Here is a 22,856-nt window from a genome sequence, read left to right as displayed (position 1 = left end):
GCCCCCCTATCGCGTCAGCACGACGCCGGCATCCGGCCGGAAAGACACCCAGGCACGGTCGTTCCAACTCAGCGGATCCTCGGTGATGCGGGCCGCGTTCATCGTGCTCGCTCGCACCACCTGGCCATCGTCCAGCCTGACGTGATAGACGGTCATGTCGCCGAGATAGGCGATATCGTAGACCTCACCCTCGATGGCGTTGACAGCGCCGGCCGGTCTCGTCGACGATATCTTTATCTTCTCCGGCCTGATGGCGAAGGCGACGGCCGCGCCAGTTGCGGCATCGCCGGCATTCTCGGTCCGGATGGTGATGCCGTTGCCGGCATCGATGCTTGCAGCACCCGCCTCGCCATGCGCAATCTTGCCTTCGAACATGTTGACGTTGCCGACAAAGCCGGCGACGAAACGGGAACCCGGCGCCTCGTATACTTCGGCCGGCGTTGCCACCTGCATCACCTCGCCCTTGTCGATGATGGCGATGCGGTCGGCCATGGTCATCGCCTCTTCCTGGTCGTGGGTGACGACAACGAAGGTGAGGCCGAGTGACTGCTGCAGATCCATCAGCTCGAACTGTGTTTCCTCGCGCAGCTTCTTGTCCAGCGCGCCCAGCGGCTCGTCGAGCAGCAGCACTTTCGGCCGCTTGGCGACCGAACGGGCAAGCGCGACGCGCTGGCGCTGGCCGCCGGACAATTGGTGCGGCTTGCGCTTGGCGAACTGCTCGAGCTTGACCAGCTTCAGCATCTCTCCAACGCGCGCCGCGATCCCGGGCTTCGGCATGCCGTCCTGCTTGAGGCCGAAGGCGATGTTGTTTTCGACCGTCATATGCGGGAACAGCGCATAGGACTGGAACATCATGTTGACCGGCCGCCGGTACGGCGGGATGCCGTGCAGATCCTGGCCGTCAAGCAGGATGCGGCCGGCGGTCGGCTCCTCGAAGCCGGCGAGCATCCGCAAAAGCGTCGATTTTCCACAGCCCGACGCTCCGAGCAGGGCAAAGAACTCGCGCTCGAAGATCGTCAGCGACAAATTGTTGACGGCGGTGAAGTCACCAAACTTCTTGGTCACTTTGTCGAACTGGATATATGGCTTGGCGTTAGGATCGTTCCACGGCGCGAAATCCCTGCGGATGCTGCCAAGCGATTTCATGTCCACTCCGTCCTGCGTTCTATCCCCAAAAGGACTTGACCCCGGCAGCACCTGCCGGGGTCGTTGATGTCGCTTACTGCCCGGTGACGATCCTGGTCCAGGTGCGGGTGACGACGCGCTGGGTCTTGGAATCGTAGGGAGCGATGGTGAACAACTTCGCCAGCGTCGCCTCGTCCGGGTAGATCGCCGGATCCTCAAGTATCTCCTTGTTGATGAACTGCTGCGACGCCTTGTTGCCGTTGGCGTAGAAGACGTAGTTGCTCGCCTTGGCGATGACTTCCGGCTTCATTATGTAGTTCAGGAATTCATGAGCTTCGGCGAGATGCGGCGCGTCGGCCGGGATCGCCATCTGGTCGAACCACATTTCGGCGCCTTCCTTCGGCACGGAATAGGCGATCTCAACGCCCTGGTTTGCTTCCGTCGCACGGTCGCGCGCCTGGAACACGTCGCCCGACCAGCCGACGGCCAGGCAGATGTCGCCATTGGCCAGCGCGTTGATATATTCCGACGAGTGGAACTTGCGGATGTAAGGCCTGATCTTCAGCATCACTTCTTCGGCCTTGGCGAAATCGTCCAGCGACGTGGTCTCAGGATCGATGCCCAGATATTTGAACGCGTTCGGCAGGATGTCGCTCGGAGAATCGAGGACATAGACGCCGCAATCCTTCAGCTTGGCCAGCTTTTCCGGGTTGAAGAACACGTCCCAGCTGTCGATCTTGTCGGTGCCGAGCGCTTCCTGCGCTTTCTTGACGTTATAGCCGAGGCCGACCGTGCCCCACATGTAGTTGATCGAATATTCGTTGCCGGGATCGTACTTGGTCGTGCGCTCCGAAACGACGTCCCACATGTTGGAAATGTTGGGCAGCTTCGACTTGTCGAGCTTCTGGAACACCCCTGCCTGGATCTGGCGTGCGAGGAAATTGGCGGTCGGCACGACAACGTCGTAGCCGCTGCCGCCGGCAAGCAGTTTCGTCTCAAGCAGCTCGTTGGAATCGAACGTGTCGTAGGTGACCTTGATGCCCGTTTCCTTGGTGAAGTCTTCGATGATCGAGCTGTCGATGTAATCCGACCAGTTATAAACGTTGACGACGCGGTCCTGGGCATGAGCGCCGAGGGTGAAAAGCGCCAGAAATGCCGAGGTCGCCGAAAGCCAGAATGCTTTGCGGATCATGCGTCTCTCCTTTGATGAGTGTTCCATCGCCAGCACGTCGCGGGGCTGCGCGGCTGGGCGTTTGCTTCAGATTATTGAGCTTTCCGACAAGCGACAAGCGCGAACCGCCAACACGACAGCAGTTCGATGCGCAACGGCCGAGCCCCCGGTTCCTTTGTCGTGATCCAGGTGGCATGCCGGCGCCGTCAAAGGCTCTCGCCACGGCGCGGGCAGGAATACGACGATGTTGTCCGGTCTCGGTCGGGCCGGAGGGGAGACTTGGCAAGATGAGCCTGTCTTGTTGTTGCCGTATTTGCAGCCTGCCCGCGCGGCCGCGCCATTGTCAATGGCTCATCTCGCTTTGGCGCGTGCGCTGCATCAATTAGGCGACGGCATGCCGGTGACACCCGGCCGCACGGGTCGCGCCTGACGCTTGAATTCGAGCCCGATATGGACCAGCAGCGCCGTGACCACGACCGTGCCGCCAAGGATGGTGCGTCCCGACGGCACCTCGGAATGGATGAGCCAGACCCAGATCGGGCCGAGGATCGGCTCGAAAGTGCCGAGCAGTGCTGCGACAGCAGCCGGAACGAGCCGGGCGCCGGTGGCGAAAAAGGCAAGGCCGAGACCGAGATTGACCACGCCGAATGCAAACAGGAAACCCATGTCGCTGCTGGAAACGCCGAATTGCGATGCCTGCGACGCCGCGAATGCGGCGGCAATCATCGTGCCGAGGCAGGTCGCCGGCGTCATGCGCACATGGGCAAAGCGTCGCGTGATGACCGTGGCGATCGAAAACATCACGGCGATAAGCAGCGCCAGGCCGTCACCGATGGGCGACACCGCGCCATCGAGCGATTCCGATACCATGATGGCAACGCCGGCAATGACGGCGGCAATCGCCACCCAGGTCGCCAACGCCACCCGTTCGCGAAACAGCACCCAGGCAAACAGCGCCGCCAGGAGCGGCACGCCGGCCTGCATCAAAAGGATGTTGGCGACAGTGGTGTAGGCAAGCGCCACGACGAATGAGGTCGATGCGGTGGCGAAGCAGAACGCCACGGCAAGGCCGGGCAGGCCCATGCCGCGGAACAACCTCACCGTGCCGTGCCAGCCGTCGCGCCAGACCATGAAGCAGATCAGGAAGGCGGCGGCCCAGACCGAGCGCCAGAACACCACCGTCCAGCTGTCTCCGGCGTCGATGAAACGGGCGATGGCGCCACCGAAACTCCACATCAGCGCCGACAGGAAAATCAGCAGGAAGCCGACACGCTCGTCACGCGGCGAGACGACAGGCGAAACGGCTAACGGTGATGATGATATATCGCTCATGATTGCGACTGTCGGCGATTTCGAGGCAACACGATGCACAGCGGACGACAGAAACGTGCCACATTCGCCTAGCGCAAAGGCAGCGGCGGAGCGTGGTCCACCGGGCAGCGATGGTTGTGGCAAAGACGGCAGTCGCCTGCCGGGACCTCACTGGAAATCGAAGGCGCTTAGTCCGGTCACCATCTCGTCGAGGCCGAGCGGGCGCGTCACCGGCGGCTCGGCGCGCGCGAGGCAGCCGATGCGTTCGCACAGCCGGCAAGCCGGGCCAACCGGCGTGGCCGGACTTGTGCCCTGTCCGGCTTTTCCGGCCGCAGCGGCAGCCGGCCCCGGCAGTGCCGCGCCGTAGACGATCTCGTCACGAAAGCCGATGTCGCAGCCGAGCAGAAGTGCGGTACGGCGCGGGCGCTCCGCAAACGAGCCTTGCGGCCCCTCGAGCGTGCGGGCGACGCAGAGGAATTCGGCGCCGTCGGGCATTTCCACCGCCTCGACGAAGATCTGGCCGGGCTGGGTAAAGGCGGCATGCACGGGAAGCTTTGGACAGCCGCCGCCGAAGCGGCTCTGCGGAAAACCCTGGCTGCCAGCCTTGCGGAAGCGGTTGCCGGCGTTGTCGACCTCGAGCATGAAGAAGGGCACGCCCGGCGTGCCCGGCCGCTGCAGCGTGGTCAACCGGTTCGCCGCCTGCTCGAAGGAGACGCCGAAGCGCGAGCGCAGCACGTCGATGTCGTAACGCGCGCGTGTGGCGGCTGCGTGAAAGGATTGATAGGGCATCATCAGCGCGTGGGCAGCGTAGCGGCCAAGCTCGAAGCGGGCGAGCCGGCGGGCCTCATCCGTGGTCAGCTTCAGCGCCTGGATCTCGCTTGCCACGGCGACCGTCATGCGGATCAGGCAGGCCTCCATCGCCACCTCGCGCAACTGGTCGAACGGCGACAGGCGCTCGGACAGGAACAGACGCTGCGAATGGCGGTCGTAGCGGCGGCGCCAGTTCGGCATGGTGGCGACCGGCAGCACCTTGACGACGATGCCGTATTCGCGCTTCAGCCAGGCCTTCAGCGCAGCGAGCAGGTCGTCGCCGGGATCGAGCACCGAAATGAATGCCTCGGCCTCCTCTTCCAGCGCGGCAAAATGGTTCGGACGGCGCTCGAAAATCTCGTGCACCTCGTCGATCGGCAGGCGGGCGCCGGACAGCGCCGTCGCTTTGCCCTCACGCGCCAGGAGTTCGTTGAGGTCGGAAAGGCGCTCGGCCTGCTCGCGATAAGCGCGAAACAGTTTTATCACCGCGGCGGAAGCGTTGGGCGCCGCCTCGGCAAGCTCGATCAGCTCCTGGTCGCCAGGCAATTCGCCGACCAGCAGCGGATCTGAAAACACTTCCTTCAAGGCGGTGACCGACCCCCTCGCCTCGCCCTGCAATTCATGCGGGTCGACCTTGTAGACAGATGCCAGCTTGAGGATCAGCTGAACCGTCAGCGGCCGCTGGTTGCGCTCGATGAGATTGAGGTAGGACGGCGAGATGCCAAGACCTTCGGCCATCGCCGTCTGGGTCAGGCCCTTGGCGCTGCGGATGCGGCGGATGCGCGGCCCGGCGAAGATCTTTTGATCGGCCACTCGGCTGTCCTTGACAGAATTTACATGACTCCCGCGCGGCGCTGCCATGCCGGCCTTTTACAATCATGACAGATTTACAGCGCCTGACTGTCAAACGCAACACAGGTTTTCCCTTATTTTCCAGCCAATCCTCTGGTTTTCCTCGCCTGGCCCGCGCCAAAATGTAAATGCTGTCATACCAAAACGGCGCAGAAATTTTCATGAGGCGGCGTTTCTATCCCAACAACGATCTGTCGGAGCGAACAATGACTGATTTTTACAACCTCGTCCCCTCGGCGCCGGAAGGCCGCTTCGACGGCATCGAGCGGCCCTACTCGCCGGACGACGTGAAGCGGCTGCGCGGTTCGGTCCAGATCCGGCAGAGCCTCGCCGAAATGGGCGCCAACCGGCTCTGGAAGCTCATCCACGAAGAGGATTTCGTCAACGCGCTCGGCGCCATGTCGGGCAACCAGGCGATGCAGCAGGTCCGGGCCGGGCTGAAGGCGATCTACCTGTCCGGATGGCAGGTCGCGGCCGACGCCAACACCGCATCCGCCATGTATCCGGACCAGTCGCTTTATCCCGCCAATGCGGCGCCCGAACTGGTCAAGCGCATCAACCGCACCCTGCAGCGCGCCGACCAGATCGAGACCTCTGAAGGCAAGGGGCTTTCGGTTGACACCTGGTTCGCGCCTGTTGTCGCCGATGCGGAAGCCGGCTTCGGCGGACCGCTCAATGCCTTCGAGATCATGAAGGCCTTCATCGAGGCGGGTGCCGCCGGCGTCCACTACGAGGACCAACTGGCGTCGGAGAAGAAGTGCGGCCATCTCGGCGGCAAGGTGCTGATCCCGACCGCCGCACACATCCGCAACCTCAACGCCGCGCGGCTTGCCGCCGATGTCATGGGCACGCCGACGCTGGTCGTCGCGCGCACCGACGCGGAAGCGGCAAAGCTGCTCACCTCCGACATCGACGAGCGCGACCAGCCCTTCGTCGACTATGGCGCCGGCCGTACGGTGGAGGGCTTCTATCAAGTGAGGAACGGCATCGAGCCCTGCATCGCACGGGCCGTTGCCTACGCGCCCCACGCCGACCTGATCTGGTGCGAAACCTCCAAGCCCGATCTGGCTCAGGCCAAGAAGTTCGCCGAGGGCGTTCACAGGCACCATCCTGGCAAGCTTCTCGCCTATAATTGCTCGCCGTCGTTCAACTGGAAGAAGAACCTCGACGATGCCACCATCGCCAGGTTCCAGAAGGAACTCGGCGCCATGGGCTACAAGTTCCAGTTCATCACGCTGGCCGGTTTTCACCAGCTCAATTTCGGCATGTTCGAACTCGCCCGCGGCTACAAGGCGCGTCAGATGGCGGCTTATTCCGAACTGCAGGAGGCTGAATTCGCGGCGGAAGCCCACGGCTACACCGCGACCAAGCACCAGCGCGAAGTCGGCACCGGCTATTTCGACGCCGTGTCGATGGCGATCAGCGGTGGCCGGTCTTCGACCACGGCCATGCATGAATCGACCGAGCACGCCCAGTTCAAACCGGCGGCGGAATAGCACGAACGCAACAAAATAGAGGCAACGCCCCAAAAGGGGTAAAAAATACGCAAGGAGAAGACCAATGGCATCGATAAGCCGCGTCAAGGAACGGGCCGAAGAACAGGCCACCACCATGACCGTCGACCAGCAGGCGACCATCCGCATGCTGGCAAACGACCTGCACAGGCTCAACCAGTCGGTGATGAAGGCGGTCGAGGCCGGTGTGTCGGTAGAACTCGTGCGCTCGGCACGGCACCATGGCGGCGACGGCAACTGGGGCGACCTGCTGATCCCGGTCATCGTCACGCAGCGGAGCGGCGGCTGATCGCAATCCGACGAAATCCTGCTGGCGGATTCGGCATCACCTGCGCAGTTCTCTGCGCAGGTGATTTGCACTTGCACAACCAGTTTGCATGCACGGCCAGAAAAGAACTTGCTTTAAATTTTAACCTTTCTTGCGATGTTCTCGACGCCGGCCATTTCAGCTTGACATAGGCAGCGATCTCACGGCAATTGTTTCGAAAGTACAACCCTGCATTGAAACAACGAGTGCCCGCCCTGCTCATGCGCCCCTTGAATCGCACTGTGAACCAGTTGAGTTTGATGAGCCGGAATGTGGACCCCGAAATGCTCACCGACTTCACCCGCGTGCTCGTCGTCGGAAAATCGCCGGTCAACCGGGTGGTGGTTTCGAAAATCGTCGAACGGTCCGGGCTCAAACCGATCTCGGAATCGCCCGAAACGGCAGCAACGACGCTGCGCTCGCTCATTCCCGGAGCGATCGTCCTCGATGGCGGAGCCGACAACAAGGACTGCGACGCACTGATGTCTGATATCGATGCGCTGCGACGCATCTCGGGCAGGTCGCGTCCCTCGGTGATCCTGCTCTCGACCAAAAGCGGCACACCGGAGAGCCTCGGCCTGTCGAGCGTCGTCGATGCGGTGGTCGTCAAGCCGATCACGACCGAACGGCTGCAGCCGGTGATCGACCATTTGATCGGGCTCGGACGCAGCTAGCCGGCGTCCGATCCGGCTCCTTCCTCGCTTCTTGCGATCGGATCTGAATCTCTTATGTCAGGATGTGACCGCCTGACAGCGAACCCAGTCCGATGTCCTTTTGCAATTGCGACGCATCTGGGATAGCACCTTCGAACAAATCCGCAGGCATGTTCCGACTTCGCGACATGGCTGTCGATATTGGCGGATCATGACATGTCCTCAGAACAGACCATCGCCGCGCTTTGCAGGGAACTCGGACTGCGCATCACCGGTCCGCGCCGCGTCATCATGCGCGTTCTATCCGAATCCAGCGACCATCCGGATGTGGTGGAACTCCATCGCCGTGTTGTCGCCATCGAGCCGACGATCGCGCTCGCCACTGTCTATCGCACCGTCAGCCTTCTGCGCGAAAAGGGCATTCTGGAGCGGCACACCTTTGGCGACCGGCGCGCCAGATACGAAACCGTCCCCCGCGAGCATCACGATCATCTCATCAACATCGAGACGGGAGATGTCATCGAGTTCCAGTCGGCGGAGATCGAGCGGCTCCAGGAGGAAATCGCTCGACAGCACGGATTCACGATCATCAGCCACAGACTGGAGATCTACGTGAAGCCGATCCAGAAACAGCGTCGCTCTCGTCAAACCAGAGAATGACCGCCAGTTCTAAAGCGCGTCGCGTCCGAAGGGATTCACGCGACGCGCTTAAGTTCTTGTTTTATGCATGTCGTTATCCCAAAACCGCTGCGCACTCCCGGGTCAGGCCCGAGGGCATGCTTTTGGGCGACATGCATTAGCCCTCCTCGCCGAGCTCCATTCGGCCCGCTTTGAGTGTGGTGACGACGAAGGCAGCAATGAAGGCGGCAGACAGCATGAGAACGATGGTCGGCGCCGGTGCGCTGTCGATGAAGAAGGACAGATAGACGCCTAGGAACGATGCGGCGACCGCAATCGCCACCGACAGGATCAGCATGGCGCTGAACTTCCTTGTCAGCAGGAAGGCGATGGCGCCAGGCGCGATCAGCATGGCGATGGCCATGATAATGCCGACCGCCTTCAGCGCGCCGACGATGGTGAGCGAGATCAGGCAAAGCAGGCCGTAATGGAGCAGGTTGACCCGAAGACCAACCGCGCGAGCCTGAGCCGGGTCGAAGGCGTGCAGCAGGAAGTCGCGCCACTTGATGCCGATGATGCCGGCCGTGATCGCAGCAATGAGCCCCGTTTCGACGATGTCGCGCAGGCCGATGCCCAGAACGTCGCCGAACAATATGTGGTCGAGATGCACGTCGGACTGAATTTTTACGTAGAGCACCAGGCCGAAGCCGAACATGCCGGAGAAGACGATACCCATTACCGTGTCCTGCTTGATGCGGCTGTTGTCCTTGAGGAAGCCGGTGGCGAGAGCGCAGACCATCCCGGCGGCGAAGGCGCCGATCGAATAGGGGAATCCGAGGATGTAAGCGATGACCACGCCGGGAAAGACGGCGTGGCTGATGGCGTCGCCCATCAGCGACCAGCCCTTGAGAACGAGAAAGCAGGAGAGCAGCGCCGTCGGCACAGCGACCAGCACCGAAGCAATCAGCGCATTGACCATGAAGCCGAACTGGAAGGGGGCAAGCAGTGTATCGAGGATGCTCATAGGCTGGCCTCCAAGGCGCTCGCCGCGCGGCGGCGGGCTGCCAGCATTCCATGCTTGGGAGCGAAGAAGAAGGCGGCGAGAAAGATCAGCGTCTGCAACACGACGATGATGCCCCCGGTGGCGCCGTCGAGGAAATAGCTGGCATAGGCGCCGGTGAAACTCGTGACCGCGCCGATGACAACCGCGATGACCAGCAGGCGCGGAAAGCGGTCCGTCAGAAGATAAGCGGTCGCGCCGGGCGTCACCACCATGCAGATGACGAGAAAGGCGCCGACGGTCTGGAGCGCGGCGACCGTGGAGGCCGAAAGCAGCATGAAGAACATGATCTTGAGCGAGCTCGGGTTGAGGCCGATCGAGCGGGCATGGCTCTCGTCGAAGAAGACCACCATCAGATCCTTCCATTTCACCAGCAGGACGGCGAGCGAGACGAAGCCTATGATGGCGAGTTGAAGCGTGTCTTCCGGCGTGATGGCCAGGATGTTGCCGAGCACGATCGTCTGGATATTCACCGAGGTCGGCGACAGCGACACCATGAACAAGCCGAGGCCGAAGAAGGAGGAGAAGATCAGGCCGATGATGGCGTCTTCCTTCAGCTTGGTGCGCTGGTTGAGGAAGAGCATCGCCGCAGCGGCGAGCCCGCCGGAGAAGAAGGCGCCGATCGAGAAGGGAAGGCCCAGCATATAGGCGCCGGCGACGCCCGGCACGATCGAATGCGAGAGCGCGTCACCGATCAGCGACCAGCCTTTCAGCATCAGATAGCAGGACAGGAAGGCGCAGACACCTCCGACCAGGGCGGACACCCACATGGCATTGAGCATATATTCGTAGCCGAACGGCTCGAGCAGGACACTCATTCGTCCGGTTCCCGCATCTTGTGCTGCATGGCTCCGTTCTCTCCGTAGAAGACCAGTGGCTGCTCGTCGTCGGTGATGACGGCAAGGCGGCGCCTGTCGTCGTCCTCATGCAGCCCGGCGCCGCCCAGCACGAAATGACGCAAGACGCCGCCGAAAGCCTTTTCCAGGTTCGCCTGCGTGAAGGTCTGGCCTGTCGGCCCGTAGGCAAGGACCGTGTTCCGGAGCAGCACGGCACGGTCGCAGAACTCCGGCACGCTACCCAGATTATGCGTCGAGACCAGCATCACCCGGCCTTCGTCCCGGAGCGCGCGCAGCAGTTCGATGATAGCGTCCTCGGTCCTGACGTCGACGCCAGTGAAGGGCTCGTCGAGCAGGATGACGCGCCCGTCCTGCGCCAGCGCCCGAGCGAGAAAGACGCGCTTCTTCTGCCCGCCCGAAAGCTCGCCGATCTGGCGCTTGCGGAAATCGCTCATGCCGACACGCGCAAGCGCCGATGTAACCGCCTCGCGATCAGCAGCCTTCGGAATGCGCATCATGCCCATATGGCCGTAACGCCCCATCATGACGACGTCCTCGACCAGTACTGGAAAGTCCCAGTCGACCTCCTCGGCCTGCGGCACATAGGCGACGACGTTCTTCCTCAGCGCGGCCGCGGCCGGCCGTCCGAGAACAAGAATCTCTCCCTTTGCCAGCCGCACGAAGCCCATGATGGCTTTGAACAGCGTCGACTTGCCCGAGCCGTTGACACCGACAAGTGCCGTGATCGTGCCTGTCGGAATTTCAAAGCTCGCATCGCGCAGCGCCGTGAGGCCGTTGCGGTAGGTGACGGTCGCGCCGCGCACGGCGAGACCGCCTCCCGCATCCTCGGACGCGGCGGCAAGAGGCGGAACGGCTTCGTTCATTGCGACAGCCCTGCGGCGAGGCCTTTCTGAATTGTATCCGATGTCACACGCAGCAGGTCGATATAGGTCGGCACCGGGCCGTCCGCCTCGCTGAGGGAATCGACGTAGAGCACGCCACCGTAATGGACCCCCGTCTCGCGCGCGACCTGCCGGGCCGGCTTGTCCGACACGGTGCTTTCACTGAAGACGGCGACGATCTTGTTGTCCCTGACGGCGTCGATCACCTTGCGAACCTGCTGCGGGGTGCCTTGCTGGTCAGCGTTGATCGGCCACAAATAAAGCTCCTTCAGCGCGAAATCGCGTGCGAGGTAGGAGAAAGCGCCTTCGCTCGACACCAGCCAGCGCCTGTCCTGCGGGATCGAGGCAAGCTTATCGCGGATCGGCGCGACGGCCGCCTCTATCTTTGCCTTGTAGGCTTCCGCATTGGCCTTGTAGGTCTCGGCATGCGCCGGATCGTGCTCGACGAAGGCGTCGCGGATGTTGTCGACGTAGATCAGCGCGTTTGTCGGCGACATCCAGGCATGCGGATTCGGTTTGCCGGTATAGGGTCCCTCGGCGATGCTCATCGGTTGGACGCCCTCGGAGACGATGGCGCCGGGCACGTCGCTGAGGTTCTGGAAGAATTTTTCGAACCAGACTTCGAGGTTGAGCCCGTTCCACAGAATGAGCTTTGCGCCCTGAGCCCGCTGAATGTCGCCCGGCGTCGGCGCGTAATTGTGGATCTCCGCCCCCGGCTTGGTGATCGATTCCACGATCGCTGCGTCGCCCGCCACGTTCTTCGCCATGTCGGCGATGACGGTGAAGGTCGTCACGGCCTTGAATTTTTCCTGCGCTTTCGCTGGGCTTGAAGCCACTGCCGCAGCGAAAACCGCAGCCATCAACCCGACGGCAACCCATCGCCCGTATCTCTCGATCATCAAAATCTCCTGTCGCGATTACTCGCATGCCGCGCGGGCGCTGTAACGCCGCGCTTGTCGCATATTCTGCAATTGCGACTGATTTGCAAGTAGAAAACGATTTTACAGCATCGATTGTTCAAGAGCCGCGCGATGGAGGGGGGCCGCGCGATGGAGGGTCAGCGACAGCACGGCTCTTTGGCGGAGCGAACAACAAGGATTGCGACGCGCTATGTCCGGCATCGATACGCCTGCCGCGCACGTCCGGTTCGACGCCGAGACATGCGATCAGCCGGCTTTCCCGATGCTTTCGACCAGCCGGGGCAATTCCGAGAGATCGGCTATCTGGCGGAAGCGAGGCGCGGTGACCGGCGGCTCGACATGTTCCAGCGCCCAGGTCAGCTCATGCGGCACGTGGATGCCCCAACTGCCGGCCTCGATGGCCGGCACCACGTCCGACTTGAGCGAATTGCCGACCATCATGCTTTTTTCGGCTCCATCACCGTGGCGGCTGAAGATGCTGGTATAAGTGGCGGGGCTCTTGTCGCTGACGATCTCGACGGCATCGAACAGGTCACCGAGGCCCGATTGAGCCAGCTTGCGTTCCTGGTCGAAAAGGTCGCCCTTGGTGATCAGCACCAGGCGATAGGCATCCGCCAGTTTTTCAACGGTTTCGCGCGCATGAGGCAGCGCCTCGATCGGATGGCCAAGCATCTCGCGGCCCGCGGCGAGAATTTCGGCGATGACCGAGGCCGGCGCGCGGCCGTCGGTAATCTCGATCGCCGTTTCGATCATAGACAGCGTAAACCCCTTGATGCCGAAGCCGTAAACGGCGAGATTGCGCTTCTCGGCCTCCAGCAATCTTGCCGAGATGTGCTCCTCCTCGGCATGATCGGCGAGCAGCGCGGCAAAGTGCCTTTCGGTGATGCGGAAGAACTGCTCGTTCTGCCAGAGCGTGTCGTCGGCATCGAAGCCGATCGTGGTCAATTCATGATTGTTCCGCATTCGACGCCTTCAAACGAGATCATTGAGCTTGCGTCGAACCTAAGCTGCCCGGAGCGATTTTCAACTGGCGGGCGAAGGCAGGGCCGCTCCCCTTCCCTTCCATCACCGGCCCCGGCTATACTCCCAAATCCGCAACCCAATCTGGTGAATGATGCCGCCTGCAAAAAAGGAAGTCCGTCCGTCGAACCGCGGAGGACGTATCCGCACGCCTGCCTTCGTGAAAAATCAACGTGGTGTGAAAAACTGGAAGGAAGTCGGCGCCTGGCTGGCGTGGCGCGGCATCGAGGATATCGAATGCATCACGCCCGACCAGGCCGGCGTTGCGCGCGGCAAGATGATGCCGTCGAAGAAATTCACCTCCAACACCTCGCTGGCGCTGCCTTCGGCGGTGTTCATGACGACGATCTCCGGCGGCTACCCCGAGAACGGCAACGGCTTCAACTATCCGGAAGACGACGGCGACCTCAAGCTGATGCCGGACCTTTCGACGCTGACCGTGGTGCCGTGGGAAGAGGACCCGACGGCGGCGGTCATCTGCGACCTCGTCCACCAGGACGGCCGCTCGGTCGAGTTCACGCCGCGCAACGTGCTGAAGCGTGTGCTTGCCGCTTACGACAAGCGCGGGCTGAAGCCGGTGGTAGCGCCCGAGATCGAGTTCTACCTGGTGCGCAAGAATCCCGATCCGGACTACCCACTGACCCCGCCGGTCGGGCGTTCGGGACGGGCGATCGGCGGTGGCGCCGGCTATTCGATCGCCGGCGTCAACGAGTTCGACGAACTGATCGACGACATCTACCATTTCTCCGAAAGCCAGGGCCTGGAAATCGACACGCTGATCCACGAGGAAGGCGCCGGCCAGCTCGAGATCAATCTGCGCCACGGCGATCCGATCGAACTGGCCGACCAGGTGTTCATGTTCAAGCGCACCATCCGCGAGGCGGCGCTGAAGCATGAGATCTATGCCACCTTCATGGCCAAGCCGATCCAGGGGCAGCCCGGGTCGGCCATGCATATCCACCAATCGATCATCGACAAGAAGACCGGCAGGAACGTCTTTTCTGCCGAGGACGGCTCGGAAACCGAAGCCTTTTTCCATTTCCTCGGCGGCATGCAGAAACATGTGCCGAACGCGCTGGTGATGTTTGCGCCCTACGTCAATTCCTATCGCCGGCTGACGCAGTCGGCTTCGGCGCCGGTCAACAACAAATGGGGCTACGACAACCGCACCACCGCCTTCCGCGTCCCGCGCTCCGACCCGGCAGCCAGGCGCGTCGAGAACCGCATCCCCTCCTCCGACGCCAATCCCTATCTGGCGATGGCCGCATCGCTCGCCTGCGGGCTGATCGGCATGACCAACAAGATCAAGGCCGAACCGCCGGTTCTCACCACCGCCAACGCGGCCGAGATCGACCTGCCGCGCAGCCTGCTCGAGGCGGTCGACCTGTTCGAAGCCGACGAGGAACTCTGCGCGCTGCTCGGCAAGTCGTTTGCCGCCACCTATGCGGCGATCAAGCGAGCGGAATTCGAGACCTTCATGGAAGTGATCAGCCCGTGGGAGCGGGAGTATCTGTTGTTGAATGTGTGAGTGGCTACTGCGTCGAGTTGAATGGTGAATGGTGAATGGTGAATGGTGAATGGTTGAACTGAACGACATCGTCGCCGATGGCAAGCGAGCCGCTTTGTCGTCCATTCACCATTTACCATTCACTATTCACCACCGCCGAAAGGCGGTGCAATCCTGACTGACCAATCCCCAATCTCCCCCGGCCGCTCCTGGTATGAGGACACGGCCGAGCCGCGGCCCGAATACAAGGCGCTCGACGGTGACCTGAGGTGCGAGGTCGTCGTCGTTGGCGGCGGTTTTACCGGCCTGTCGGCGGCGGTGCACCTCGCCAGGGCCGGCAGCAATGTCGTGCTGATCGACGCGCATCGTTTCGGCGACGGCGCATCGGGCCGCAATGGCGGCCAGCTCGGCACCGGTCAGCGCGCCTGGGCCGAGGAGCTCGAATCGGAATACGGCTTTTCCCGGGCCAAGGCGCTGTTCGACCTCGCCGAAGAGGCCAAGGCGCATCTCCTCGAATTCGCCGCTGTCAACAAGATCGAGATCGACTACATGCCCGGCCAGATGTCGGTGGCGCACAAGCAGCGCTATGTCGACGACTACAAGGCGCATGCCGAGATCATGGCGAACCGCTTCGGCTATCCGCACATCAGCTTCATGGACGCCAGGGAGACGGCGGAGCGGTTGGGCTCGGCGCGCTATTTCGGCGGCACCCGCGACACCGGCACCGGGCACATCCATCCGCTGAAGCTGGTGATCGGCACGGCAAAAGTGGCGGCGCAGGCGGGCGCGCAGCTGTTCGAGCAGACGCCGGCGACCGCCATCGCGTCCGTTGGCGGCAAGGTCAGGGTCACGACGCCGAAAGGCACGATATCAGCCGAGAAATGTCTGATTGGCGTCAACGCCCATGGCGGCACGCTCGAGCCGATCAGCGCCGCGCATATCATGCCGATCGGCTCCTTCATCGGCGCGACGGTGCCGCTTGGGGCTTCAAACGTGTTGCCGGGCGGTGAGGCGGTCGACGATTCCCGCTTCGTCGTCCGCTATTTCCGCAAATCGACGGATGGGCGGCTGCTGTTCGGCGGGCGCGAGATCTACGCGGTCAACGATCCGAAAGACATCCATGTCCACATCCGCCGGCAGATCGCCGAGCTTTACCCTGATCTCAGGGATGTCGAGATCACCCATGGCTGGGGCGGCTATGTCGGCATCACGATGCCGAGAAAACCGTTCGTCCGCGAGGTGATGCCCAATGTGATCTCGGTCGGCGGCTATTCCGGCCACGGCGTCATGCTGTCCAACTTTTTCGGCAAGCTCTATGCCGAAACCGTCGCCGGCAACCGGGACCGGCTGAGGCTGATCGAGGACCTGAACATCCCGGCCTTTCCCGGTGGCCGGCGCTTGCGCGCGCCTCTGCTGTTTCTTGCGCTCAACTGGTATGCCTTGAGGGACCGCATATAACCACAGGTTGTAAAATCCCTTGCAAGTTGCAGAATCGATGGTAAACGTGCAGAATCCGCCCGGCAAGGGCGCAGTGATGCCACAATCGCCGGCAAAGGATGCCGGTTCTGGGCAGTCGAAGGGGGATTTTGCGGGCCTGCCCGCGTTGGATTGGGACCGATGCCGACCAGATGCCGGTTTCCCGGCACAGGTCGTAAGAACGTTGGCCCGCAAATGGAGGTTGTAAGAGTGAGAGAGCCCTTCAGTTTCGGCGCGCCGGAACGACGGCGCTTTGCGATGCAGTTTGGCTACGACATGCAGCCCAGGTTCTGGCGGCAAATCCGGTCGAACCTGCATCTGGTCATCGCCGCGTTTGGCACAGCAGCGCTGCTTGGCGTGGCAGCGGTGGCGCTATGGCTGGCATTGCCGGCCACCGAGAGACAAGCGGTCGCCAGTCCCGAGCAGATCGTTTCCAGCATTCCGGTGAAAACGACAAGGATCGTGCCGGCCGCGGCCGTGGCCGCGAGGGTAGCCGCGGCGCAGCAGGCTGCGAGCAAGACCGATGCGATTTCGTCGGCGGTGGTTGCAGCGAAGGCCGAGATAGCGGCGCTGGCGCCCAATGATCCTCGCTGGACAGGATCGGGACCGAAGACCACATCCGGCCAGACGGCGGGCGGCCAGATGGCGGGCCAGGCTGAAAAAGCAGACAAGCCGTCCGCTGCGGCGGCATTCGCCGATCCGGCAGCGAAAACCAAAGTGGCAGCATTGATTGCCAAAGTCGCTGCTCCCGCCAAGGCGGCGACGGACGGTGCGCCAACCGCCGCCATCTCGACCCCGAAGCCGCTGCCGGCCGCGACACAGAAGGATGGCACCCAGGCCAAAGTCGAGGCCAAGCAAGCAAGCGCGGCAGATACCGGACGCATCCTCAGGGGCGTCACCATGCGCACCGGTCCGAAGAACAGTGCGGCCGCCATCGTCACCATTCCCGCCAAGACCTCGGTTCAGGTGATGGGCTGCAAGAAATGGTGCCAGATCGTCTACAACGGCAAACGCGGCTGGATCTACAAGAGCTTCGTCAAGACCGGCGCCTGATGCATGTCGCGCAAAAGCATGCCCTCGGGCTTGAACCGAGGGTGCGCAGCGGTTTTGCGACAACGACATGCATAAAAACAAGAGCCCAAAGCGCATCGCATGAGTCCATTCAAGGCGACGCGCCTTAGGGGCCGGTCAGGCCATTCCTTGACGTTGCCCACGGCTCATTTGGCTGCTGCCAATCAGCCGCCCGGGTGCGAGGGCCGAACGGCTCAGATGCACCGTCCGCCGTCGACCTCCAGCGCCACGCCAGTGACGAAGGCCGCCTCGTCCGAAGCCAGCCACAGCGCCGCGTTGGCTATGTCGAGCGGCGTCGAAAGCCGGCCAAGCGGGATCGACGCGCGGAATTTCTCGCGGATTTCGGGTGTGTCGGCGCCCATGAATTTTTCGAGCATGCCGGTCTCGCCGGCGACCGGGCACAGGCAGTTGACGCGGATGTTCTTCGGCGCGAGTTCCACCGCCATGGATTTGGTCGCGGTGATCGCCCAGCCCTTCGACGCATTGTACCAGGTGAGGCCTGGCCGCGGCCTGATGCCGGCGGTCGATGCCGTGGTCAGGATGACGCCGCCGCCTTGCCTATCCATCACCGGCACGACCGCCAGAGCGGCGTGGTAGATCGCCTTCATGTTGACGGCCGTGATCAGATCGAAGGTCGTCTCGTCGACCTCGAGCATATCGCCGTTGCGATGGGTGTAGCCGGCATTATTGACCATGATGTCGATGCGGCCAAAGGCACTCTTTGCGGCATAGACCATCTGGTCGAACTCGGAACGGGTCGAGACGTCCGTCTGGGTCCAGATCGCCGCCCGGCCGATCTCGTTGGCGACGCGCTCGGCGCCCTTGGCGTTGAGGTCGGCGACAACGATTTTGGCGCCCTCCTCGGCAAAACGCTTGGCCATGCCCTCGCCAAAGCCTGACGCGGCACCGGTGATGATGGCAACTTTGTTTTCCAGGCGCATGGCTTTCTCACTCATGATTGAAGACTCCCCGCTCCGCCAGCCACCGGCAATGGCCGCCGAAAGATCAAGATACTCTCGATTTCTCCTTTGGCTTTCGCCTCGATCCCGCTCTATGCTGCATCTGCGAAGGCCTCCCGGAACCACCTCGCCGACAAGCGTCCGGGTTGCGCCAGTGTCAAGGGCACACCTCAGAACAATCGGCAACACCCGATTGGCCCTGGGATGTGACGCCGTGTCACTGGAAAATCTAAATCGATTAGATTATATCCACCCGTACACCAGCGAGCGGCGTCAGAGCGGACAGACCATGACCAGCCAGATCATTCCCGTCGACCCTTTCGACTTCATCATTTTCGGCGGCACCGGCGATCTGTCGGAACGCAAGCTTTTGCCGTCACTCTATCATCGCCAGCGCGGCCATCAGTTTTCCGAACCGACGCGCATCATCGGCACGTCGCGCTCGAAAATGACCGACGAGGAATTCCAGGCTTTCGCCAGGCAGGCGATTTCCGACCATGTGAAACCGGCCGATATCGACGCCGCGGAATTGGAGACGTTCCTTGCCCGGCTTTCCTACGTCTCGGCTGACGCGACGACCGGCGCGGGCTTCGACAAACTGAAGACGGCGATCGGCGACAGCGAATGCATCCGCGCCTTCTATCTGGCGGTTGCGCCGGCGCTGTTCGGCGACATCTCACACAAGCTGAAAGAGAACGGGCTGATCACGCCGAACTCGCGCATCGTGCTGGAGAAGCCGATCGGGCGCGATCTCGCCTCGGCGCGCCAGCTCAACGATGTGGTCGGCGACGATTTCCATGAAAGCCAGATTTTCCGCATCGATCACTATCTCGGCAAGGAAACGGTGCAGAACCTGATGGCGCTGCGCTTTGCCAATGCGCTCTACGAGCCGCTGTGGAATTCCGCCAATGTCGATCATGTGCAGATCACCGTGGCCGAGACCGTCGGCCTCGAAGACCGCGTCACCTATTACGACAAGGCGGGCGCGTTGCGCGACATGGTGCAGAACCACATGCTGCAGCTCCTCTGCCTCGTCGCCATGGAGGCGCCGTCGTCGATGGACGCCGACGCCGTGCGCGACGAAAAGCTGAAGGTTCTGCGCGCGCTGAAACGCATCAACGGCAATGAAGCGCCCAAGCACACGGTACGCGGCCAGTACCGTGCCGGGGCCTCGGCCGGCGGGCCGGTGAAAGGCTATGTCGAGGAGCTCGGCAAGAACAGCAACACCGAGACCTTCGTTGCGCTCAAGGCCGAAATCGGCAACTGGCGCTGGGCGGGCGTGCCGTTCTACCTCAGGACGGGCAAGCGGCTGGCGACGCGCGTCTCGGAGATCGTCATCGAATTCAAGCCGATCCCGCATTCGATTTTCGGCGACAGCGCCGGGCCGATCTCGGCCAACCAGCTGGTCATCCGGCTGCAGCCCGACGAAGGCGTCAAGCAGTTCATCATGATCAAGGATCCGGGGCCTGGCGGCATGCGGCTGCGCCAGATCCCGCTCGATATGAGCTTCGCGCAATCTTTCGACGGCCGCGCCCCCGACGCCTATGAGCGACTGATCATGGACGTCATCCGTGGCAACCAGACGCTGTTCATGCGCCGCGACGAGGTCGAGGCGGCGTGGAAATGGATCGACCCGATCCAGGACGCATGGGAAGGCGCCAGGCAGGAGGCGCAGGGCTATACCGCCGGCACATGGGGCCCCTCCGCCTCGATTGCGCTGATCGAACGCGACGGGCGGACATGGCACGAGAGCAATTGAACGGCGCCGCCTACAGCTGGCACGCATTTGCCGAACGCCAGGACCTGGCGGCAGCACTTGCCGGCCATGTCGCAGGCCGCCTGACCAATGCGATCGCTGAGCGCGGCACGGCATTGCTCGCCGTTTCCGGCGGCACGACGCCGGCGAAATTTTTCGCATCGCTTTCGAGCATCCCGATCGCCTGGAACAAGGTCACGGTGACGCTGGTCGACGAGCGTTGCGTGCCGGCGTCCTCGCCGCGCTCCAACGCCGGGCTGGTCGCCGCCAATCTTTTGCAACACGCCGCTGCAGCCGCACGTTTCGTGCCGCTCTACCATGAGGCAGCAAGTATCGAGGATACGTCGGAGGCCGATAGCAGGATGTTGCGGTCGCTGCCCTGGCCGCTCGATGTGGTCGTACTTGGCATGGGAACCGATGGCCATACCGCGTCGTTTTTTCCTGACGCCGACAATCTGGAAACACTGCTCGACCCGTCCTCGGAAAGGGTCGTGCTCCCGGTTCACGCGACAAGCGCCGGCGAGCCGCGGCTGACGCTGTCGCTGGCGCGGATCGTCAGGGCCGGCTTCGTCGCGCTGCACATCGAGGGCGAGGACAAGCGCAAGGCATTCGAAAGCGCGATGGCATCGGAAACGCGAAAGCCCATTCGCGCCGTGCTCGACGCAGCCGAGAGACCCGTACAGGTTTTCTGGGCATCCTGATTTCAACTTGCCAAGGGGTCCCGCACGGACCGTGTTTGCGGGACCTCGCCTGAAAGGACCGACGCCATGACCGCGAGACGCGACATCGAAGCCATCACCGAGCGCATCCGCCAACGCTCCAGACCGGGGCGCGAGGCCTATCTCGGCCGCATCGCCGAGGCATCGAACCGCACCGCCAACCGGGCCGTGCTGTCCTGCGGCAACCTCGCCCACGGCTTTGCCGTGTGCAGCCCTTCGGAAAAGCTGGCATTGGGCGGCGACCGCGTGCCGAACCTCGGCATCATCACCTCCTATAACGACATGCTGTCGGCGCATCAGCCTTTCGAGACATTTCCGGCGCTGATCAAGGACGCGGCCCGCGAGGCCGGCGGCATTGCCCAGGTCGCCGGCGGCGTGCCGGCGATGTGCGACGGCGTCACCCAGGGCCAGCCCGGCATGGAGCTGTCGCTGTTCTCGCGCGACGTGATCGCCATGGCGGCGGCGATCGGCCTGTCCCACAACATGTTCGACGCCGCCGTCCATCTCGGCGTCTGCGACAAGATCGTGCCGGGGCTGGTGATCGCGGCGCTGACCTTCGGCCATCTGCCGGCGGTGTTCATCCCGGCCGGGCCGATGACGACGGGCCTGCCCAATGACGAGAAAGCCAAGGTCCGCCAGCTCTATGCCGAAGGCAAGGCAGGACGGGCCGAGCTGCTCGAGGCCGAGTCCAAATCCTATCACGGGCCGGGAACCTGCACCTTCTACGGCACGGCGAACTCCAACCAGATGCTGATGGAGATCATGGGCCTGCACACGCCGGGCGCCTCCTTCGTCAACCCCGGCACGCCGTTGCGCGACGCGCTGACCCGGGAGGCGACGAAGCGGGCGCTGGCGATCACCGCGCTCGGCAACGCCTACACGCCGGTCGGCCGGATGATCGACGAGCGCTCGTTCGTCAACGGCATCGTCGGCCTGCACGCCACCGGCGGATCGACCAATCACACCATCCACCTGATCGCCATGGCCGCCGCGGCCGGCATCGCCATTACCTGGCAGGATATTTCCGATCTTTCGGAAGCCGTGCCGCTGCTGGCGCGGGTCTATCCGAACGGCCTTGCCGACGTGAACCATTTCCACGCAGCCGGCGGGCTCGGCTTCCTGATCCGCGAACTGCTCGACGAGGGAATATTGCACGAGGACGTCCAGACGGTCTGGGGCGAAGGGCTGCGGCCTTATGCGGTCGAGGCCAAGCTCGGCGCCGATGGCGGCGTGGTGCGCGAGGCCTCGCCCCGCGAAAGCGGCGACGAAAAAGTGCTGGCGCCGTTCAAGAAGGCGTTCCAGCCAACGGGCGGGCTGAAAATGCTCTCAGGCAATCTCGGCCACGCCGTCATCAAGACCTCGGCGGTGAAACCGGAACGGCGCATCATCGAGGCGCCGGCCAAGGTTTTCGACAGCCAGCAAGGGCTCAACGAGGCGTTCAAGGCCGGCACGTTGACCGGCGATTTCATCGCCGTCATCCGCTTCCAGGGCCCGAAAGCCAACGGCATGCCGGAGCTGCACAAGCTGACCACCGTGCTCGGCGTGCTGCAGGATCGCGGCCAGCATGTGGCGCTGGTCACCGACGGGCGCATGTCGGGCGCCAGCGGCAAGGTGCCGGCGGCGATCCATGTGACGCCGGAGGCGGTCGAGGACGGGCCGATCGCCAGGATTCATGACGGCGACATCATCAGGCTCGACGCCGACGCCGGAACGCTGGAAGTCTTGGTGCCGGCAGGCGATTTCGCGCTGCGCCGGGCGGCGGACAGCGATCTTGTCGGCAATGAATTCGGCTTCGGCCGCGAGCTTTTCGCCGGGTTGCGGCAAATGGTCGGCCGTGCCGACCACGGCGCCAGCGCATTCGGAAACAACGTGGCGGAATTCGCACTGCAGTGAAAAGGGCGGCTCGTGGCCGCCCTTTTGGCGGTTGTCGATTGCCACGCTATTTTGCCCTTTTGGCCACTACGCTGCCTTCAGGGCAGACATGCTGTCCTATCTCCTTAAGAAGGGCATTAAACACATCGAGGGATGCAGTGTTGAGTGGTTCTGCGTCGTTAGGGAACGGCAAAGGTCGACCCGTTCCAGTCGTCCAGATTCGCTCGCGCTACGGAATAAGTTGACCCTTTCGAGACCTTCCGGAGTCGAATTCTCGTCTTGGAAGCCGACATTGGCCGGAACCAGCATTCGTGACCCAAAGACGACTGACATCTGCCGCGACGTGGACGGCAGCTTTGCGCCCAAAATCGGACGTTGAGATCAGCATTGCCCCTTC

General features: G+C 62.8%; 20 protein-coding genes. 10 read left to right on the top strand and 10 right to left on the bottom strand.

All coding sequences use genetic code 11. The annotated features are described in order from the left end of the window. Positions 1–6 precede the first annotated feature (6 nt). The 4 genes from X738_RS62895 to X738_RS62880 form a co-directional block, all read right to left on the bottom strand. Complete coding sequence (locus X738_RS62895; protein ID WP_023800318.1) at positions 7–1,146, bottom strand: ABC transporter ATP-binding protein; 1,140 nt, start codon at positions 1,144–1,146, stop codon at positions 7–9. 73 nt (positions 1,147–1,219) lie between these two features. Further along, positions 1,220–2,317, bottom strand: coding sequence for a polyamine ABC transporter substrate-binding protein (locus tag X738_RS62890; protein WP_023800317.1), 1,098 nt, complete (start codon positions 2,315–2,317; stop codon positions 1,220–1,222). Between the two features lie 357 nt (positions 2,318–2,674). Next, positions 2,675–3,628 carry a DMT family transporter gene (locus tag X738_RS62885; RefSeq protein WP_023800316.1) on the bottom strand — a complete coding sequence of 318 codons (954 nt, stop codon included), beginning with the start codon at positions 3,626–3,628 and terminating at the stop codon, positions 2,675–2,677. 147 nt (positions 3,629–3,775) lie between these two features. Then, positions 3,776–5,230: a helix-turn-helix domain-containing protein gene (locus X738_RS62880; RefSeq protein ID WP_023800315.1), complete on the bottom strand. Its 1,455-nt coding sequence runs from the start codon at positions 5,228–5,230 to the stop codon at positions 3,776–3,778. A gap of 245 nt (positions 5,231–5,475) precedes the next feature. Here X738_RS62880 and aceA point away from each other — a divergent pair, with 245 nt between their 5' ends. The 4 genes from aceA to X738_RS62860 all read left to right on the top strand — a co-directional run bounded on the left by aceA (position 5,476) and on the right by X738_RS62860 (position 8,403). Then, complete coding sequence (aceA, locus tag X738_RS62875) at positions 5,476–6,765, top strand: isocitrate lyase (protein ID WP_023800314.1); 1,290 nt, start codon at positions 5,476–5,478, stop codon at positions 6,763–6,765. 64 nt (positions 6,766–6,829) lie between these two features. Further along, positions 6,830–7,072, top strand: a complete 243-nt coding sequence (locus X738_RS62870; protein ID WP_023800313.1) for an SMc00767 family acetate metabolism repressor — start codon at positions 6,830–6,832, stop codon at positions 7,070–7,072. Between the two features lie 278 nt (positions 7,073–7,350). Next, complete coding sequence (locus tag X738_RS62865) at positions 7,351–7,764, top strand: response regulator (RefSeq protein WP_084833765.1); 414 nt, start codon at positions 7,351–7,353, stop codon at positions 7,762–7,764. A 195-nt stretch (positions 7,765–7,959) separates the two neighbouring features. Continuing rightward, complete coding sequence (locus X738_RS62860; protein WP_023800311.1) at positions 7,960–8,403, top strand: Fur family transcriptional regulator; 444 nt, start codon at positions 7,960–7,962, stop codon at positions 8,401–8,403. 136 nt (positions 8,404–8,539) lie between these two features. Here X738_RS62860 and X738_RS62855 read toward each other — a convergent pair whose 3' ends face one another. The 5 genes from X738_RS62855 to X738_RS62835 all read right to left on the bottom strand — a co-directional run bounded on the left by X738_RS62855 (position 8,540) and on the right by X738_RS62835 (position 13,042). Then, the gene (locus X738_RS62855) at positions 8,540–9,385 is read right to left on the bottom strand and encodes a metal ABC transporter permease (RefSeq protein WP_023800310.1); all 846 of its coding nucleotides are present in this window, start codon (positions 9,383–9,385) and stop codon (positions 8,540–8,542) included. Continuing rightward, positions 9,382–10,239, bottom strand: coding sequence for an iron/manganese ABC transporter permease subunit SitC (gene sitC / locus X738_RS62850; RefSeq protein ID WP_023800309.1), 858 nt, complete (start codon positions 10,237–10,239; stop codon positions 9,382–9,384). Before sitC ends, X738_RS62855 begins: the two co-directional genes overlap by 4 nt. Beyond that, positions 10,236–11,141 (bottom strand): manganese/iron ABC transporter ATP-binding protein, encoded by a 906-nt coding sequence (locus tag X738_RS62845; protein ID WP_023800308.1) that lies wholly within the window; start codon positions 11,139–11,141, stop codon positions 10,236–10,238. Before X738_RS62845 ends, sitC begins: the two co-directional genes overlap by 4 nt. Continuing rightward, positions 11,138–12,019, bottom strand: coding sequence for a metal ABC transporter substrate-binding protein (locus X738_RS62840; protein ID WP_198032843.1), 882 nt, complete (start codon positions 12,017–12,019; stop codon positions 11,138–11,140). Before X738_RS62840 ends, X738_RS62845 begins: the two co-directional genes overlap by 4 nt. 306 nt (positions 12,020–12,325) lie before the next feature. Further along, positions 12,326–13,042 (bottom strand): HAD family hydrolase, encoded by a 717-nt coding sequence (locus X738_RS62835; protein ID WP_023800306.1) that lies wholly within the window; start codon positions 13,040–13,042, stop codon positions 12,326–12,328. 148 nt (positions 13,043–13,190) lie between these two features. Between X738_RS62835 and X738_RS62830 the strand changes: the two genes are divergently transcribed. The 3 genes from X738_RS62830 (at position 13,191) to X738_RS62820 (ending at position 17,135) form a co-directional block, all read left to right on the top strand. Further along, positions 13,191–14,627, top strand: a complete 1,437-nt coding sequence (locus X738_RS62830; protein ID WP_023800305.1) for a glutamine synthetase family protein — start codon at positions 13,191–13,193, stop codon at positions 14,625–14,627. A gap of 153 nt (positions 14,628–14,780) precedes the next feature. Beyond that, positions 14,781–16,064, top strand: a complete 1,284-nt coding sequence (locus X738_RS62825) for an NAD(P)/FAD-dependent oxidoreductase (RefSeq protein WP_023800304.1) — start codon at positions 14,781–14,783, stop codon at positions 16,062–16,064. 228 nt (positions 16,065–16,292) lie between these two features. Beyond that, on the top strand, positions 16,293–17,135 hold the full coding sequence (locus X738_RS62820) for an SH3 domain-containing protein (RefSeq protein ID WP_023800303.1): 843 nt from the start codon (positions 16,293–16,295) through the stop codon (positions 17,133–17,135). Positions 17,136–17,347: 212 nt separating this feature from the next. On the opposite strand, the gene X738_RS62815 is transcribed toward X738_RS62820, so the two are convergent. Then, positions 17,348–18,094, bottom strand: coding sequence for an SDR family oxidoreductase (locus X738_RS62815; protein ID WP_023800302.1), 747 nt, complete (start codon positions 18,092–18,094; stop codon positions 17,348–17,350). Positions 18,095–18,401: 307 nt separating this feature from the next. Between X738_RS62815 and zwf the strand changes: the two genes are divergently transcribed. The 3 genes from zwf (at position 18,402) to edd (ending at position 22,480) form a co-directional block, all read left to right on the top strand. Then, positions 18,402–19,871, top strand: a complete 1,470-nt coding sequence (gene zwf / locus X738_RS62810; RefSeq protein WP_023800301.1) for a glucose-6-phosphate dehydrogenase — start codon at positions 18,402–18,404, stop codon at positions 19,869–19,871. After that, the gene (pgl, locus tag X738_RS62805) at positions 19,853–20,569 is read left to right on the top strand and encodes a 6-phosphogluconolactonase (RefSeq protein ID WP_023800300.1); all 717 of its coding nucleotides are present in this window, start codon (positions 19,853–19,855) and stop codon (positions 20,567–20,569) included. Before zwf ends, pgl begins: the two co-directional genes overlap by 19 nt. Positions 20,570–20,635: 66 nt before the next feature. Then, positions 20,636–22,480: a phosphogluconate dehydratase gene (gene edd / locus X738_RS62800; RefSeq protein WP_023800299.1), complete on the top strand. Its 1,845-nt coding sequence runs from the start codon at positions 20,636–20,638 to the stop codon at positions 22,478–22,480. The last annotated feature ends 376 nt before the right edge of the window (positions 22,481–22,856 follow it).

The organism is Mesorhizobium sp. L48C026A00 (assembly GCF_000502375.1).
Lineage (GTDB): Bacteria > Pseudomonadota > Alphaproteobacteria > Rhizobiales > Rhizobiaceae > Mesorhizobium > Mesorhizobium muleiense.
The sequence above is the reverse complement of the archived record's forward strand: the minus strand, read 5'-3'. Positions and strand labels throughout refer to the sequence as shown.